The sequence below is a fragment of the Streptomyces sp. NPDC002513 genome (genome assembly GCF_053595355.1).
In genome coordinates this window covers 59101-75010 of sequence record NZ_JBSFXK010000027.1, presented here as the reverse complement: position 1 = coordinate 75010, position 15910 = coordinate 59101, and the positions used below count along the sequence as shown (strand labels likewise).

The 15910-nt window shown below is 71.2% G+C and carries 20 protein-coding genes; 3 read left to right on the top strand and 17 right to left on the bottom strand.

The genetic code is table 11. From position 1 onward, the window contains the following. Nucleotides 1-153: 153 nt before the first annotated feature. Nucleotides 154-1071: a LysR family transcriptional regulator gene (locus ACWD5Q_RS19360; protein ID WP_451428225.1), complete on the bottom strand. Its 918-nt coding sequence runs from the start codon at nt 1069-1071 to the stop codon at nt 154-156. 88 nt (nt 1072-1159) lie between these two features. Between ACWD5Q_RS19360 and ACWD5Q_RS19355 the strand changes: the two genes are divergently transcribed. From ACWD5Q_RS19355 to ACWD5Q_RS19345, 3 genes are all read left to right on the top strand, one after another. Then, on the top strand, nt 1160-2095 hold the full coding sequence (locus tag ACWD5Q_RS19355) for an EamA family transporter (RefSeq protein ID WP_451428224.1): 936 nt from the start codon (nt 1160-1162) through the stop codon (nt 2093-2095). Beyond that, complete coding sequence (locus ACWD5Q_RS19350) at nt 2092-2754, top strand: GNAT family N-acetyltransferase (RefSeq protein WP_451428223.1); 663 nt, start codon at nt 2092-2094, stop codon at nt 2752-2754. Before ACWD5Q_RS19355 ends, ACWD5Q_RS19350 begins: the two co-directional genes overlap by 4 nt. Before the next feature lie 1158 nt (nt 2755-3912). After that, a complete protein-coding gene (locus ACWD5Q_RS19345) occupies nt 3913-4914 on the top strand; it encodes a hypothetical protein (protein WP_451428222.1) in 1002 nt (333 codons plus the stop codon). A gap of 44 nt (nt 4915-4958) precedes the next feature. On the opposite strand, the gene ACWD5Q_RS19340 is transcribed toward ACWD5Q_RS19345, so the two are convergent. The 16 genes from ACWD5Q_RS19340 to ACWD5Q_RS19265 all read right to left on the bottom strand — a co-directional run bounded on the left by ACWD5Q_RS19340 (nt 4959) and on the right by ACWD5Q_RS19265 (nt 15866). Continuing rightward, the gene (locus tag ACWD5Q_RS19340) at nt 4959-5261 is read right to left on the bottom strand and encodes a DUF7701 domain-containing protein (RefSeq protein ID WP_451428221.1); all 303 of its coding nucleotides are present in this window, start codon (nt 5259-5261) and stop codon (nt 4959-4961) included. Next, nucleotides 5258-5842 carry a RipA family octameric membrane protein gene (locus tag ACWD5Q_RS19335; RefSeq protein ID WP_451428220.1) on the bottom strand — a complete coding sequence of 195 codons (585 nt, stop codon included), beginning with the start codon at nt 5840-5842 and terminating at the stop codon, nt 5258-5260. The genes ACWD5Q_RS19340 and ACWD5Q_RS19335 overlap by 4 nt, the downstream gene beginning before the upstream one ends. An 87-nt stretch (nt 5843-5929) precedes the next feature. Then, the gene (locus ACWD5Q_RS19330; protein WP_451428219.1) at nt 5930-7207 is read right to left on the bottom strand and encodes an MFS transporter; all 1278 of its coding nucleotides are present in this window, start codon (nt 7205-7207) and stop codon (nt 5930-5932) included. A gap of 322 nt (nt 7208-7529) precedes the next feature. Beyond that, the gene (locus ACWD5Q_RS19325; RefSeq protein WP_451428245.1) at nt 7530-8330 is read right to left on the bottom strand and encodes a sugar phosphate isomerase/epimerase family protein; all 801 of its coding nucleotides are present in this window, start codon (nt 8328-8330) and stop codon (nt 7530-7532) included. A gap of 131 nt (nt 8331-8461) precedes the next feature. After that, complete coding sequence (locus tag ACWD5Q_RS19320; protein WP_451428218.1) at nt 8462-8866, bottom strand: gas vesicle protein K; 405 nt, start codon at nt 8864-8866, stop codon at nt 8462-8464. Then, nucleotides 8850-9167 (bottom strand): gas vesicle protein, encoded by a 318-nt coding sequence (locus ACWD5Q_RS19315; protein ID WP_451428217.1) that lies wholly within the window; start codon nt 9165-9167, stop codon nt 8850-8852. Before ACWD5Q_RS19315 ends, ACWD5Q_RS19320 begins: the two co-directional genes overlap by 17 nt. Then, nucleotides 9164-10006, bottom strand: coding sequence for a GvpL/GvpF family gas vesicle protein (locus tag ACWD5Q_RS19310; RefSeq protein ID WP_451428216.1), 843 nt, complete (start codon nt 10004-10006; stop codon nt 9164-9166). Before ACWD5Q_RS19310 ends, ACWD5Q_RS19315 begins: the two co-directional genes overlap by 4 nt. A 5-nt stretch (nt 10007-10011) precedes the next feature. Continuing rightward, nucleotides 10012-10554 carry a gas vesicle protein gene (locus ACWD5Q_RS19305; RefSeq protein ID WP_451428215.1) on the bottom strand — a complete coding sequence of 181 codons (543 nt, stop codon included), beginning with the start codon at nt 10552-10554 and terminating at the stop codon, nt 10012-10014. Between the two features lie 82 nt (nt 10555-10636). Then, a complete protein-coding gene (locus tag ACWD5Q_RS19300) occupies nt 10637-11770 on the bottom strand; it encodes an SRPBCC family protein (protein ID WP_451428214.1) in 1134 nt (377 codons plus the stop codon). After that, nucleotides 11763-12311, bottom strand: coding sequence for a hypothetical protein (locus ACWD5Q_RS19295; RefSeq protein WP_451428213.1), 549 nt, complete (start codon nt 12309-12311; stop codon nt 11763-11765). Before ACWD5Q_RS19295 ends, ACWD5Q_RS19300 begins: the two co-directional genes overlap by 8 nt. Nucleotides 12312-12393: 82 nt before the next feature. Next, on the bottom strand, nt 12394-12657 hold the full coding sequence (locus ACWD5Q_RS19290) for a gas vesicle protein GvpG (RefSeq protein ID WP_451428212.1): 264 nt from the start codon (nt 12655-12657) through the stop codon (nt 12394-12396). Nucleotides 12658-12698: 41 nt separating this feature from the next. Continuing rightward, entirely contained in the window at nt 12699-13412 is a 714-nt protein-coding gene (locus ACWD5Q_RS19285) for a GvpL/GvpF family gas vesicle protein (RefSeq protein WP_451428211.1), read from the bottom strand. 8 nt (nt 13413-13420) lie between these two features. Next, entirely contained in the window at nt 13421-13855 is a 435-nt protein-coding gene (locus ACWD5Q_RS19280; protein WP_451428244.1) for a gas vesicle structural protein GvpA, read from the bottom strand. Between the two features lie 55 nt (nt 13856-13910). Then, nucleotides 13911-14303 (bottom strand): gas vesicle protein GvpO, encoded by a 393-nt coding sequence (locus ACWD5Q_RS19275; RefSeq protein WP_451428210.1) that lies wholly within the window; start codon nt 14301-14303, stop codon nt 13911-13913. A 277-nt stretch (nt 14304-14580) separates the two neighbouring features. Next, nucleotides 14581-14970, bottom strand: coding sequence for a D-ribose pyranase (gene rbsD, locus ACWD5Q_RS19270; RefSeq protein WP_451428209.1), 390 nt, complete (start codon nt 14968-14970; stop codon nt 14581-14583). Then, nucleotides 14967-15866 carry a ribokinase gene (locus ACWD5Q_RS19265; RefSeq protein ID WP_451428208.1) on the bottom strand — a complete coding sequence of 300 codons (900 nt, stop codon included), beginning with the start codon at nt 15864-15866 and terminating at the stop codon, nt 14967-14969. Before ACWD5Q_RS19265 ends, rbsD begins: the two co-directional genes overlap by 4 nt. Between the last annotated feature and the right edge of the window lie 44 nt (nt 15867-15910).

Here is a 15910-nt window from a genome sequence, read left to right as displayed (position 1 = left end):
CCGGAGGAGGACACTGAAGGAAACTTTCGAGGAGCCACCAATATCCGGGAAGTTTCCGCCAGTCAAGGCACTGCACAGTAATCGTCAGGGGGCCGCCATCGGCGCGGGCGTTTCCCGGGCGCCGTCGGAGGCCCGGAAGCCGGTACGGGGTGGTCAGCGGGGCGCGTGCGCCGCCGCCTTGGGCCAGAACTCCTGGAGCGTGCGCACCGTCTGCGCGATCGCCGGACGCCGGGCCGCACCCGTACGCCACAGCGCGTAGAGCCGTCGTACGGGCATCGGGTCGAGGGCGAGCTCGACGACCCCGGGCGGCAGCGGACCGCGGCCCAGACGGGGGATCAGCGCGACCCCCAGACCGGCGGCGACCAGGGCGACGAGGGTGGGGTTCTCCTCGGCCTGGTGGACGACCTCCGGTTCGTGCCCCGCCGCCCGCAGGGTCCGCAGCAGCCAGTCGTGGCAGACCCGGCCCGGCGGCTGGCAGATCCACCGCTCGCCGACCAGTTCCTCGCGCCGCACGGCCGCCCGCCCGGCCAGCGGGTGCCCCTCGGGGACGAGCAGATCGCACAGGTCGTCCCCGATGACCGCCTGCTCCACCCCCGCGGGCGCCGGCAGTGGCGCGATGTCCCAGTCGTGCACGACGGCGAGGTCCACGGCGCCCTTCGCGACCAGGTCCACCGACAGATGCGGGTCGACCTCGGTGAGCCGGGCGTCCAGGGTGGGATGCCGCCGCGCGAGGTCCGCGAGGACCCCCGGCATCAGCCCGCGCGCCGCCGACGCGAACGCGGCCACGGACAGCCGCCCGGCCGGCACCCCGCGCCGCTCCTCCAGATCCGTCTCGGCACGCTCCACGATGGCCATCAACTCCTGGGCGATGGAGGCGAGTTGCCGTGCCTCGTCGGTGAGCCGCACTCCGCGTCCCTCCCGCTCCAGCAGTGTGGTCCGGGTCTCCCGCTCCAGCTTGGCGATCTGCTGGGAGACGGCGGACGGGGTGTACCCGAGCGCGGCTGCCGCGGCGCCGACCGTGCCGTGGACGGAGACGGCGTGCAGGGCGCGCAGCCGTTGGAGATCGAGCATGGACCCTCTCAAGGATTAGCGATGCTTCATCCGATGATGCAGCAATCATCGCTGGTGCTTCACGGTCGTGCGGCGTGATCCTCTCCGTATGCGACCCGCCCACCTTGCTCTCGCCGTCCTCGTCGCCGCCGTCTGGGGCGTGAACTTCACCGTCATCGAGATCGGCCTCGGCCACTTCCCGCCCCTGCTGTTCTCGGCCCTGCGCTTCCTGGCCGCCGCCGTCCCGGCCGTCTTCTTCGTCGGACGCCCGAAGGTGGCGTGGAAATGGATAGTGGCCGTGGGCCTCGTCCTCGGCGTGGCCAAGTTCGGCCTGCTGTTCCTCGGCATGAACGCGGGCATGCCCGCCGGACTGTCCTCCCTGGTGCTCCAGATCCAGTCCGTCTTCACGGCGCTGATCGCCTTCGCGGTCCTCGGCGAACGGCCCACGCGCATCCGGGCGCTGGGGATGGCGGTGGCTCTCGGCGGGGTGGTGCTCGCGGCCGTCGACGAGGGCACGACCGGTCCGCTCGGCGCGTTCGCCCTGGTGATCGCGGCGGCGGTCTTCTGGGGCCTGTCCAACGTCCTGACCCGCAAGGCGTCCCCGCCCGACGCGCTCAACTTCATGGTGTGGGTGAGCACCGTGCCGGTCCTGCCCCTGCTCGGCCTGTCCCTCCTGACCGAGGGCCCCTCCCGCGACCTGGCGGCCCTGCGCGCCCTGGACTGGCAGGGCGCGGGCGTCGTCCTCTACGTCGCCTGGATCACCACCGTGTTCGGCTTCGGCGCCTGGGGATGGCTGCTGCGCCGCCATCCCGCGTCCACGGTCGCCCCGTTCTCCCTGCTCGTCCCCGTCTTCGGCATGTCGTCCGCGGCCCTGTTCCTGGGCGAGCAGATCACCCCACTGCGCTGGGGCGCGGCGGCGCTGCTGGTGGGCGGGGTGGCGTTGACGTCCTTGGCGCCGCGGGGGGTTCGGCCGACGGAGGCTCGTGTGAAGGAGTACGAAATCGACTCGACGACGGCGAGCGGACCCGCCACGCTTCAGCGGTGACGTTCATTTTGAGGGGTCCGGTCCTTCAGGGCGCGCTCGTCCGGCTGGAGCCGCTGGAGCACCGGCACGCGGCCGGCCTGGCGGTGGCGGCGGAGGAGGACCGGGCCTCCTACGCGTACACCTGGGTGCCCAGGGCCCACGAGGTTGGGGACTACATCGACGCACAGCTCGCCCGGGCGGCGGCGGGCCGGCTCGCGCCGTACGCCCAGATCGCCGTCGCCACGGGACGGGTGGTCGGCACCACGTCCTACTGGGACCCGCGCTGCTGGCTGTCGGACGACCGACTCGACGCCATCGAGATCGGCTTCACCTGGCTCGCTCGGTCCGCCCAGGGCACGGGCATCAACGCCGAGTCCAAGCTGCTGCTGTTCCGCCACGCGTTCGAGGAGTGGGGCGTTGCGCGCGTCGACCTGAAGACCGACGCGCGCAATGCCCGCTCCCGCGCGGCCATCGAAAGTGTCGGCGCCCGCTTCGAGGGCGTCCTGCGCAACTGGTCCCGCTCCTGGACTCCGGGGGAGGAGGACCGCCTTCGGGACTCCGCGATCTACTCGATCACGGCGGAGGAGTGGCCGGAAGCCCGCTCGCTTCTGGAGGCAAGGGTGAGGAAGTCGGCCCAGGCGGCGGGTGAGACGGCAGGCGCATTGCATGATGGGGATTGATCCGGTTGTCGGTATCGTGAGTGACGTGGCGTCATGTCCGTTGTGCCGCAAGGGGCCCGAGAGAGCAGAGCAGGCATGTGCTGGGCGTCCTCGGCTTCGCTGCCGATCCACTTACCGGTCTGCGGCCGGTGCCGCACGCCGCAACCGTGCGCCGCCTGCTGCGGCGTGTGGACGGTGACGCGCTGGACGCGGCTATCAGCGCGTATCTGCAGGCCAGAACACTTCCCCCGGTCGAGCCGAAGGCGAAGAGAGGGCCGGTGCGACGGGTGATCGCGGTCGACGGCAAGGTGGTCCGCGGATCGCGAACCCGGGCGGCCGCGGCGGTCCAGCTGCTGGCGGCGATGGACCAAGTGCTCGATCGGCAATTCCGGCGGCACTGCCCTGTTCAACCGCCTGGTCTATGTCAACGGCGCGGGGCTGCCAGACCGGCAGGGCTTCGGCGTAGTCGCGTGGCGTCCGGTTCGTGATCACCGAGCGTGCCTGTCAACTCCCGGATGACCGCCAAGTCGGCGGATTGTCACGAACCCGAAGCCCGTGCAGCAACGCCGAAGCCTGCCGTGAGCCGTCCTGCTAGGGCAATCGCCTGAGCCACAACACGGCAAGGCCGTAGGCGACAGCCGACACAGCAAGTCCCGCGAGGACCGTAGCGGTGTACGCCCAGTCGGGCAGCGTCTGCCTGAAGAACCCGAACGTGACGTCGCGAGTGATGAGGAATGCTGCGACGGCGGCGAACGTCGCACCCGCTGACTGCCGGGTCCACCGTCCCGGCTTCGACGCGACGCCGCCATCCGGGCGAGGAGCAAGAGGTTCTGTCACTCGTCACTTGTACCGGTCCCGATGCGACTCATCAATGGCAGCCTGGCCCAAGCCCGCACGCGGCAGGGTTCAGCGTCGTCGCACGATCACGAACCGGACATTCTGTAACTACGCCGAAGCCTTGGCCAGACCGGCAGTCCGAAACCGACCGGGGCTTCCCGGCACCTCCTGCCAAGCTGTTTTGCACCGTTCCTGACAGGGCATCTCACTCTCTGGCACAGTGGACCAGAAGTGAGCGCCCGCGCTGGTACGGATTCGGATCGACAAATGACACCGAAGCCAAATCGGCCAGTTCCTGTGGCGGCCGGCGAAGCGCGGTGAACTACAGGAGACGGTAGCGGCATGGAAAATGCCCCATTCCCGGAACAGCGCAAGCCCCTGGGCTGGGCACTTCGCATCACGGGCTGGATTCTGCGGATAGCCGGCGGCCTGGCCGTCGTCGTCGGCGTACAGCGGCTCCGGACGATCGGCGCCACCACGAATGCGCCGTACTACCACGGACCTCCCTGGTACGTCGAGATACTCATCTACCTCGGCGTCATGCTCGCGGGTTCTGTGGCCTTCACTGTCAGCCTGCTCATGGGCAGGCGCGCCCGCGTGCACACGACGCGCCTCGTCCCCTCCGCGGCAAGTCTTGCACCAGGGTCCTATGTGCTCTACCTGCGCCCTTTCACACAGGACCTGTCCTCCTCCGGTATCGCCCCCGGGGAGGAGAACGGAAGTCCCATCCGGACGGTCCTGCGATCGGGTCGTACCTATGAGGAACGGCTCGGCCGGATGTTCCACAGGTTCGGTCGGCTGGTCGCGATCGGTCGGCCCGGTGAGCCGTTGCCCGGCGGATCTGGCGCCCGCAGGACTTATCTCCCGCTCGACGACTGGAAGGACACCGTCGGAGAGTTGATCGACAACGCCCGCCTCATCATCCTCGGAGCCGGGCCTGGTCCCGGCACGGTATGGGAATACGTCGAGATTTTGCGCCGCAGCGATCCCTTCCGGCTTGTCGTCCTGGTGACCGATCCAGTTGACTACCAGCGTTTCAAGACCTCGGCCGTCGCCGAGGCCGAGGGCGTGCTATTTGAGCTCAAGGGGAAATACGGCAACTTCTGGCAGCCACCCGTCCTGCCGGAGCTGCCCCACCCGATGAACCCGAAAGCAGGCCGGGAATTCTACTTCAAGGCGATGATCTATTTCGCCGAGGGCTGGGAGCCCCGTCTGGCCTACTTCGACGGGTCAGCCGTCAGGGGCGGCAATCCGCGAAGAGCCAAGAAGTACTTCGCGGAACGCCTGCGCCCGGTCATGACGCACATCAGAGAGGGAGCCCAGTCCCGAGTCCAACCATCCTGAACGGATGTGTGCCCGAAGCCGCGTGGCCGCGCCAGCCGGCCGGGTCACGGCGCCCGGTGTGCGCCGCGGTCCCGCGCCGCAGATTGGATGGCCTGGACGTACGGCAGGTCCTGACTCTGCGTGGGCTTGTCCAGCAACTCAAATGGAACCAGGGCCGGATGCTGTGGATTCCTGGTCTCCATCCAGGCCGCCCAGGCGTCGTGCACGTCAACGTCCGTGACATGCACGCCCTTTGCCCGCATGAGGACGGCGTATATGAGGAACAGGGCGTCCGCGTCCTCAGGCGGGCGGGCGTGCGAGGGTAGATGGGATCTGATGAGCTGGGCGTCATCACGCAGGTAGGTCATGCGAGCAGCCTGCCCAGGCACAGCAGCCCATGCAACAGAATGAAGACCCATGGGATCATCCGTTCGCTGAAACCCAGTTCGATGTACCGGGCCCGTGAAGAAGCAACGGGCGCCCGGCCGAGGAGTCGCCACTCGTTAGTGAAGACTTTGACCGGGAGCCGGGTCTCCATCTCGTTGATGACCTCGAACTTTGCCCTGTTGAGGTCCCGATAGCTGCGCAGTTGCAGCCACCAGGTCGTCGAGATCGTGACTCCCGCCAGGGCGATGATCGGCGCGATCCACAATGGTTCCCGCTCGGGATCCGCCAAGGAGACGCCGATCGCACCGACGAAGGCCGTCTGCACGGACAGGAAGAATGCGTTCGCGAGGCCTCGTCGCGCGGAGACCCGGTCGGCCATCTCCACAGCCAGTTTGTACAGCTCCAGCACTGACGGCGAGGGCTCCGGTACCGTGGCGGGGCCCTCACCGTCCTCGGCTGAGCCTTCGTTTACGTCCGCCGCCGGGGCGGGCACCGGCGCGCTGCGGGGCTCAGGCATCATGACCACCATGATGACGTGCGGGCCGCCAGACGCGGCCTGCATCGCCGCAAATGGTTACGCCCACTTCGTGTTCGGGCACCGGGCCGAGATCTCCGTTCCGAAGCCACGGCCTGGACGCCCCCGCACGGCTCACGGCACGTCCGGCGTAGGTTCGACGGTTGTACCGCCGGGGGGCTCCGGTGCGGCCCCGCCGCGCAGTTCCGGTGTGCTCGTGCCCACGAACGTCACCGCGAGCAGACACAGCAGCCCCCCGCTGACCAGTGCCGTGCCGCCGGAGGTCCAGCCGGCGACCAGGCCCCCGCGGAGATTGCCGAGGTTGGGCCCCGCCTGCCCGACGATCTGCTCCGCGGCCGTGACCCGGCCGAGGAGGGCGTCCGGGGTGTGCGTCTGCACGATCGTGCTGCGCGAGAGCACCGAGGTGGTGTCGGCGGCCCCGGCCACGAACAGCAGCCCGAGCCCCGCCCAGGGGTTGGTGAGCAGCCCGAACAGGGCGAGCGCACCGCCCCAGGTGCCCGCGCCGCACAGCATCACCAGCCCCGGGCGCTGAAGGCGGGTGACCGGTCCGGACAGGGTGGAGGCGGTGATGCCGCCGACGGCCACGGCGGACTGGAACAGCCCGAGTGTGCGCGGATCGCCGCCGAAGCGCTCGGCGTTGACGAGCGGGAACAGGCTCATCGGCATCGACAGCACGGTGGCGGCCAGGTCGGTGATCAGCGCGCCGCGCACCACCCGGTGCCCGGCCAGGAAGCGCAGCCCGTCCGCCACGCCGCCCAGCCCGGTCCGGGACTGCTCGCCCTCGGGCGGCAGCGGGGGCAGTCCGTAGGCGCCGTAGAAGGCGACGGCGAAGCTCAGCGCGTCCAGCAGATAGCAGACGCCGATCCCGGCCCAGCCGAGAACCAGACCGCCGAGCGCGGGACCGAGCAGCATCATGCTCTGGAAGGAGACCTGGTTGAGGGCGAGGCCGGCCGGCACCTGTTCCCTGGGCAGGAGCCGGGGTACGAACACCCCTGTCGCCGGTCCGGCGACCGCGCCGAAACAGGAGTGCACCGCCAGCAGTGCGAGCACCCCGGCCACCGGTACGCGCCCGAGGAAGCCCTGCACCGCGAGCAGCAGGGAGCAGAACCCCTGGCCGACGGTGGCGAAGAGGAAGATGCGCCGCCGGTCGCCCCGGTCGGCCAGCGCACCGGCGAAGAGCCCGAACAGCACCATCGGCAGTGCCTGCGCCAGACCGACCGCCCCGCTCCAGGCCGTGCTGTGTGTCATGTCCCAGACCTGGTACATGACGGTGACCATGGCCATGAAGCCGCCGAGCAGGGACACCGTCCGCCCGATCAGCAGCCGCCGGAAGGCCGGGGACGTCCGCAGTGGCTCGATGTCGAGGAACGGCCGTCGGACACCGAGGCTCACGAGGCGGACGCGGGGGCGGGGCGGGTGTGTCGCATCACGGCGCGGAGGCTAATCGAGTGTCAGCGCCTCCGGCCACCGAATATCAACGGCTGGCTCAATGCGGCGGATTGACGGTGCGCGTCGTGTCCGGGCGGCGAGTGGAGCGTGGCCGGATGCGTGGGGAATGCGCCGTGACAGGTCCGTGCCCGGGGCGTGGTGCCCGTCATCGCGCGGCGCGGTACCGCGCACCGCAGCGCTCTGGCGCGTATCGACGCACCGGGCCATCACGACACGCCGTGCGGCCACCGGGCCCGCCGCCGCTTCCTCCGCCAGCCGGACCGCGCTACGCCGACTCGCTGAGCAGTCGCGCCAGATGGCTCCGTCCGGCGTCGAGCAGCCCCGGCAGCGGTGCCGCCGTCTCGTGCCACCGCTTCTCGTACTCCCAGCACAGCCAGCCGTCCCAGCCGTGGCGGGAGAGGACCTCCACGCACTCGGTGAGCGGCAGGACGCCGGCGCCCAGCGGCAGCGGGGTCCGGTCGTCGGCGGAGGTGATGTCCTTGACCTGGACGTACCCGAGGTAGGTGCACAGGGCCGCGTAGGTCTCCTGCGGCTGCTCGCCGTTCAGCCAGGTGTGCATCACGTCCCACAGCGCGCCCACATGGCGATGGCCGACCGCGCCGAGGATGCGCAGGACGTCCGCGCCGGTGGGGTGGGAGTCGTGTGTCTCCAGCAGGATCCGTACGTCGAGGTCGGCGGCGTATTCGGCGGCGGTGCCCAGGCGCCGGGCGGCGGTGGCGTCGGCCTCCTCGGGGTGCTGCTCGGTGCCGCCGCCGGGGAAGACGCGCACGAAGGGGGCGCCCAGGTCGCGCGCGAGCTCCAGGAGCGCGCGGATCTCGGCGAGCACGGTTTCGTCGTCGCCGGGCGCGGCGACCCGCGTGTGCCCGGCCAGGCCCAGGATCTCGACGCCCGCGGCCGCGAACTCGGCGGCCACCGAGGCCCGCTCGGCGGGTCCGAGGCCCGGATGCACGGGTTCCTCGGCGTGCGAACGCAGTTCGACACCGTGATAGCCGTGGGCCGTCGCGAGCCGGATGACGTCCGCTATGGGCAGACCGGGGACACCGAGAGTGGAGAACGCCAGCTTCATGGTCACGGAAACTACCCCACCCGCGAGGAGCGCCCGTCCTCGCCCCGCGGCCGGTGTGGCGTGGCGCGCCGCACCCCCGCCCCGGGGTGTTCGGTCGCGGGTCGTCCGAACCGTTCGCCCCGCGTCATGCCTCACGGCGGGAGCAGCGTCCCCAGCGGCCCCAGGTCCAGATTGAGGTCGGCGAGGGTGAGGCCGTACTCGTCGCACAGTTCGGCCATCCGGTCGTGCAGCAGCATCAGGGTCAGCCCGAGCCGCTCCTCCTGCTCCTCCGTCAGACCGCCCTCGTCGACGCGGCGCAGGGCCTGCCGCTCCATCAACTGGCGCAGCAGCTCGACCAGGGTCAGGACCAGCTTGACGAGGTCACGCTCCACCGTGTCCGGGTCGCTGTGCAGGCGGCGCGCGGCGGCCCGGCCGCGGCCGGACGGCGGCGGGGCCATCTCGTCCGGCCTGGCCGGCAGCACGGAGAACGCCCGGGTGGCGGCCTCGGCCACCTCCCGCAGACGGTCGGCGCGCGGGCCGTCAGACGGGTTCGTCACCGGGCCCGCCCCCTCCCGTGCGCCCCTGCCCCGAGGGGAGGAAGCCCGCCCACCGCTCGTCCAACTCCGCGCGGACGGCGACCAGTACGGCACGCAGCGAGATCCGCACCAGGTCGATGTCGGCGATGGACAGCACGAGATCGCCGGTGAGCACCACGCCACCGCTCAGCAGCCGGTCCAGCAGGTCGATCAGCGCGACCTGCGGCTGACTGACCGGGCGGTCGTCGTACGGGGCGTACCGGTCGTCGTACGAGCTGCCGTACCGGACGTCGCAGGTGTTCGGGGCGTCGTACTCGCTCACCGCTGCCCGGCCCCTTCCTGCGCGTCGGGGGCCAGGGGCGCGGTGAAGGAGTACGGCGCCCAGGGCCCGGTCACGTCCACGCGCACCCCGGGCAGGTCGTCCGCCGCGTGCTGCATCCGGGTGCGGAACTCCTCGGAGAGCCGACGGGGCACCAGATAGGCGTCGTTGGCGACGTTCTCACCCGGCACCCGGGCCAGACCGCCCTGCTGCGGCCGGTGGCGGGTCCGTTCCACGGCCAGACCGCGGGCCTGCCGCTCCGTGCGCCGTACGGCCTCCTCGGCCGTCCGCCATGCGTCCTCGCGCACCTGCCGCTGGTACCGGCGGCGCCGCAGATACGCGCGTCCGGCGTCCGCGCCGGCCGCGGTGCCGGGGTCGGCGCCGGCCTGCGCGGTGGAGGGCGGGTCGGCCGGCGCGGAGGGGGGCGGGGCGGACGGGGGCGGAACCTCGGCGTACACCTTCACCCCCCACTCCACATGGCCGGCGAGCCGGTCCAGCAGTGCCGCGAGGGGTGCCTCCCGTTCGCCGAGCATCTGCCGGACCCGGTTCTCGTCGAGGTACACGGTGGCCAGCCGCAGCGGAAGGACCGTGGTGCGCTCGGCGAGGGCCTCGATGACGCAGTGGTGTGCGCGAGCCGTCGCCTCCAGCCACTGAAGGTCCTCCAGGCCCGCCTTCAGAGCCGGTTCCGAGAACCCTTCCCGGGGCACCGCGCTGACCGCGGCGGCCACCGGGCCCGAGCGGACCAGGGTGACGGGTGCGTTGGCCACGCCCCGGACACCGGTGAGTTCCAACGGCGCGGACGACCCCACCACGGCGTATGCGTAGCACAGTTGCTCGTCCACCGGTCTCAGCTCCGGTCCTCGTCCCTCCGCGCCCTGCGGGTGCCCCCGGCCGGACGGGCGCTGCGGGTGCCCTCGAAGGCTCGGTCGTCGTCCTCGGTCCTCCGCCGCTTGCGCCGGGGTTCCGCGGGCGGCTCCCGCTCGCTGTCCGGGGCTTCGCGCGAGGGACGGCGGCCCTCCGTGGCGTTCCCGGGCAACTGCGCCGGGGACTCGGCGATCTGCCGGCGCAGCGTCTCCACCTCGGCGCGCAGCCGCTCGTTCTGCTCCTCCAGGCCGCGCCGGCCGTCGGTGCGGGAGGCGCGGGAGGACAGGGCGGGGTCGTGCTCCCACCAGTCGATGCCGATCTCCCTGGCCTTGTCGACGGAGGCCACCAGGAGCCGGAGTTTGATGGTGAGCAACTCGATGTCAAGCAGGTTGATCTTGATGTCACCGACGATGACGATGCCCTTGTCGAGCACGCGTTCAAGGATGTCGGCCAGGTTCGTGCTGGACCCCTGACCGTACGGGTACAGGGCCCGGGACGGCGTGGGGACTGGCTCGGACTCGGTCACGGCACACTCGACCTCGTTTCGCTCAAGGCCCCCGCGTCGGCGACGCGGGAACCGGCGGGCTCACGCACCTCAGCGCCCGGACCTAACCGCGACGCCGGCGCCCTGAGGGGCCTTCCTCCTCCGTCTCGTCGTAGCGGTCCTCGTCCTCGTCCTCGTCCTCCTCCCGCTCGCCTTCGGCGGATTCGTCGGAGGCGTAGTCGTCCTCGTCTCCCTCTCCCTCTCCCTCTTCTTCCTCTTCCTCGTAGCGCTCCTCGGGCTCCTCGCCCTCTTCTTCCTCTTCTTCCTCGTCCTCGGGGTAGCCCTCTTCTTCCTCGTCCTCGGGGTAGCCCTCTTCTTCTTCCTCGTCGAGGGCCGCCTCGCGTTCCTCGGCCTCCTCGGCCTCCTCGTGCGTACGGACCACTTCCCCGTCGCGGATCTCGCCGCGCCAGGCGCCGCTGGCCTCTCCCCGGCTCGTGATGAACGCGCTGTAGAGCTTCAGATCGAGCCGCACCCGGCGGCCCTGGGCGCGCCACAGGCCGCCGGTCTTCTCGAAGAGGCCCTGGGGGTGGTACTGCAGGACCAGCAGCACCTTGGTGAGGTTGTCCCCGAGCGGGTGGAAGGTGACGACGCCCTTGTGGGTGCCCTTGGGCCCCTCGGTGGTCCAGGCGATCCGCTGGTCGGGCACCTCCTCGGTGACGGTGCCCCGCCAGTGCCGGCGCGACTTGGCGATCTTCGCCTGCCAGTGGCTCGAGATCTCGTCGTCCTGCCGGACCTCCTGGACGCCCTTGGCGAACCGGTTGAAGTCCGTGAACTGCGTCCACTGGTTGTAGGCCTCGCGCACGGGCACGCCCACGTCGACGTCCTCGATGATGGTGAGCGCCCTGCCGCGGCCGTCGGGCTTGTTCTTGCGCCCGCCGCCCACCGCCTCTCTGGCCTTGTCCAGCAGCATGTCCTTGGCGTGGGACAGCATCCCGCCGGCTCCGTCCGCTCCTGCGCCGCCGAGCAGCCCGCCCCCGAGGAGTTTTTTGCCGCCCTTGAGGACGAGGCCGGTCAGCATGCCGGGATCGATGCGTGTCTCGGCCAGCCGGCGCGCCCCCTCGCCCAGCCGCTCGCCCATGTTCCCGATCGTCACCTCGAGCCGGGTCTGCAGATACTCCTCCAGCTCCTGTATCAGCCGGTCCGTGGCGGGGTTCTGCTTCGCCTGCTCACGGACCTTGGCGAGGGTGCCCTCAGCCATCGTCCGGCCTCCTCGATCGTGCGGAGCCGCTCTTCACGCGGCTCTGAGCGGACGACGCCTTCTTGGCCGGCGTCTTCTTCCCGCGCGCCTCGCCTCCCTGGCCCGGTGCGCGCGCCTGCGTCCTCTTCTGGCGTGCCGCGCTCCGGCTCGCCTGGCTCGTGCGGGTTCCGGTGCGACGCGCCTCGCCCCGGTCTTCTCCGCGCTGGCCCTCGTCCTCCTCGTCCTCGTCGCGGTCCTCGGCCTCGCCGTACGCCCGCTCCTTCAGCCCGGTGGTGCGTTCGTGCAGCGCGTCGGCCAGACTCTCCGCCTTCGCCGACAGGAGGGTGGTCGCCGCGGCCTTGCCCGCTTCCGCCAGCTCGGTGCGGGCCTGCTCGCTGACGTTCCCGAGCAGCGGGGAGTCCTGGAGCAGCTTGCCGAGCTGGTCGGGCTTCACCCGGGACCCGGCCAGCATCGCGCCGAGACTCAGAGCGAGCTTGGCCTTCCTGGTCCGGCCCAACAGGTAACCGCAGAGAACGGCAGCCGCGATCTTGGGATTGATCATGATTCGTCTTCTCTCCTTGCCCAGGCGTCACGGCCCGTGTGCCCACGGCCGGGACACCACGCGCCGTGGGTCACGACCGACCTCACAGCCCGCCCTGCCCGCCGCTCCGCAGCTGGTAGGCCCTGATCTCCTCCAACCGGTGCAGCAGTTCCTCCTCACGCCGCGCGAACTCCTCCTCGTCGATCCGGCCCGCGTTCCTCGCCCGCTCCAACTGCACGAGTCCCTCCTGCACGGGGGCGGGGTCGTAGAACTCGTCCTCGGCGGTCCGCACGACCTTGTCCAGCACCCAGCCGATGCCCCGCACGGGGGCGAACGGCAGCGTCAGAATCCCGGTGACCAGTCCCACTCCGCCTCCTCGTGCTGTTCGGACCTGGCCCGTCGAAACGGTCAGGTGAAGCTGTACGGCGGCAGCGGCCCCCGCACCCGCACCTCGACGCCCTCGCCCAGGCGTTCGGCCAGTTCCCCGCCGGCCCGGGTGAACTCCTCGTCGCGCTCGTCCTCCACCAGGAAGGACGCGTTCACGAAGTACAGCCGGGACGGCTGGGCGACGCTCTCCGCCAGGGCGAGCGGCCGCAGCGCGGCGAGCACCTCGGCGGCCAGCGCCTCCTGATGCCGCTGCACCTCCTGGGCCATCAGCTGGCCGAGCGCCAGCCGGTCCGCCTGCGTGCCGCCGCCCTCCCGGGTCGCCTCGTTCAGCGCGCGGGCCTCGGCGGACTCCGCCAGGACGGTGCGCAGCACCGCGTCCTCCTCCTGGAGGCCCTTGACATTGAACTCGGCCCGTCCGGTCAGTTCGTCGAGGCGCTGGGAGAACTCCGCGGCCCGCTCCTCCAGCACGGCGCGCACCGTGTCCTCGTCCGGTGCGACGAATCCGAAGCTCAGCGGGAGGACGGTCCCGTCGGCCCACAGCCGTTCCTGGGCCTCGTGGTGCGCCTCCAGGTCCCGGCGTGCGACCGACAGGTCTTCCGGGGCCTCGCTGACGACGGCGCACAGGGAGTCGCCCCGTACCGTGTGCAGCTCGGCCGGCGATGCGCCCACGCCCTTGATGCCGTCCAGGTCCAGGGGATGCGCGTCGTTGGTGATCGCGTACACATACAGTGCCATCGGTGCGCTCACTCCTCCCGGTCCCTGGCGGAGCGGCGGCCCGAGCCGCGTTCGATGTGCTCGCGCTCCTTCGCGCGCTTGTCGTCACCGCGGCCCTGCAGCGATTCCGTGAACGCCTCGACCGCGCCGGTCAGCGCCCCCTTGCTCTTGCCGCGGGCGCCGCCCTCGGTGACGCTCTCGACGAGGTCGGTCAGTTGCGCGGGTGCCTTGCGGCCCGACTCCAGATCCAGTCGGTTGCAGGCGTCCGCGAAGCGCAGATAGGTGTCGACGCTGGCCACGACCACGCGGGCGTCGACCTTCAGGATCTCGATGCCCACCAGGGACACCCGTGCGAACACGTCGATGACCAGACCGCGGTCGAGAACGAGTTCCAGCACGTCGTACAGGGTTCCGGAGCCTCCGCCGCCGCCCGCGGCGACGGCGCCACCGCCTCCTGGCACCACAGTCACGATTTCTTCCCCTCGTAGGCCTCACACGGGAGGGGGGAGCCGCCTTGCCCTAGCGGCCCTCTCTGTCGACCTGTGCGCGGGTGTAGCGGTGCGCACGTTCGTACGCCATCAGCTGACCCGCGGGATCCAGAACGACCTTGTAGCTGGCCATCACACTGCTTGTGTCCGGGATGCGCTCCAGCTCGACGACCTCCACCAGAGCCTCCCAGCCGTCGGCCGTCGGCTTCAGCGCGGTGACGGACTGGGGGGCGCGCCCCAGCAGCTCGGACAACTGCTGTGCCGCGTTCCGCATGGCCTGGGGGGCGGGCACGCGCCCGGGAGGGGAGGTCTCCTGCTCCTCGGCGGACGCCTCCCGCTCGCGGCCGGGCCTCTCCCGCTCCGGAGCGGACGGCTCCCGCGACGCGGGACGTGCCTTCTTGCGCTCATGGTCGTTCGTGATCATTCACCTTCTTGCCCTTTCGTCCATGATTGACCCTCTTCCATCCGCATGCCAGTCCTATGTCCCATTTTTCCGGATATTCAGGACGCGAAAAAAATTTCCTCTCCGGCCGTGCAACCCTCCCCGCACCCGGCGTGTCGTACTGGGCGTCGGGACTTCTGGAGGGGGATCCGGGGGGATCGCGGGGGTTCTGACGCGGTGGGGGAAGCCGAGGGGCCCGGTCTGCGGACCGGGCCCCTCGAAGTTTTCGGCTGGTGCGGTGGAAGCGGGCAGGCCGGGGTCAGAAGAAGACCCCGCAGCGCAGCAGCACATTCGCGTACGGCCGGGCCTCGCCCGTGCGGACGACCAGACGGGCCGCGCGGGTCATCCGCTTCAGTTCCTCGTGCGGGACCAGCGCCAGCTCCGGGAAGCGCGCGTCCAGAAGCGCCGACGCCTCCGGGTTGGCGCTCCTGACCTCCTGCGCCGCCGTCGCGCCCTCCACCACCAGCTCGTCCAGCAGGCCGTCCAGGACCTCCGCGAAGGACGGGATCCCGGCCCGGAACGCCAGGTCGACCACCCGCGGGCCGTCCGGTATCGGCATGCCCACGTCGCACACCAGGACCCCGTCCCCGTGCCCCAGCGCGGCCAGCGCCCCGGAGAGGTGACGGTTCAGGATTCCGGCCTTCTTCACAGCGCGTCGACCTCCTCGGCGGTGGGGTACGACTCCTGAGCGCCGGGGCGGGTCACCGCCGCCGCGCCCACCCGCGCCGCGTACGCCGCCGCGTCCGGCAGCGACGAGCCGGTGCCCAGCCGCCAGGCCAGCGCCGCCGTGAACGCGTCGCCCGCGCCGGTGGTGTCCACCGTCCGAACCTTCACCGAGGGGACCCGGGTCATGGACTCGGCGGTCGCCACCAGCGCGCCCTGCGCACCGAGGGTCACCACCACCGACCGCGGGCCCAGCGCCAGCAGCGCGGCGGCCCGGTCCTCGGGTGAGCCGTCCGGGTCGGCGCCCGCGATGACCCGTGCCTCGTGCTCGTTCACGATCAGCGGGTCGCAGGCCGCGAGCACCTCGGCGGGCAGCGGCCGGGGCGGTGACGGGTTCAGTACGAACCGGGTGCCGGACGGCAGGTTCCGTACGACCTCCACGACCGTCTCCAGCGGGATCTCCAACTGGGCCGAGACCACACGGGAGGCGGACAGCAGCTTCCCGGCGGCCTGCACGTCCTCGGGCGCGAGTCTGCCGTTGGCTCCCGGAGAGACCACGATGCTGTTGTCCCCGGACGGGTCCACCGTGATGAGCGCGACGCCGGTGGGCGCCCCGCCGACCAGGACCCCCGCGGTGTCGACGCCGGCCGCGCGCTGCGACTGAAGCAGCAGCCGGCCGTACGCGTCGTCGCCGACCCGGGCCAGCAGCGCCGTACGGGCGCCGAGACGGGCGGCGGCGACCGCCTGGTTCGCGCCCTTGCCGCCCGGGTGGACGACCAGGTCCGAGCCGAGCACGGTCTCCCCGGCCGCCGGCCGCCGCTCCACCCCGATCACCAGGTCGGCGTTGGCCGAACCGACGACCAGGAGGTCGTAGTCGTGCATGAACTGTCTCCCAACGGATGCTCGTGGATCCACTACGCGGTGAG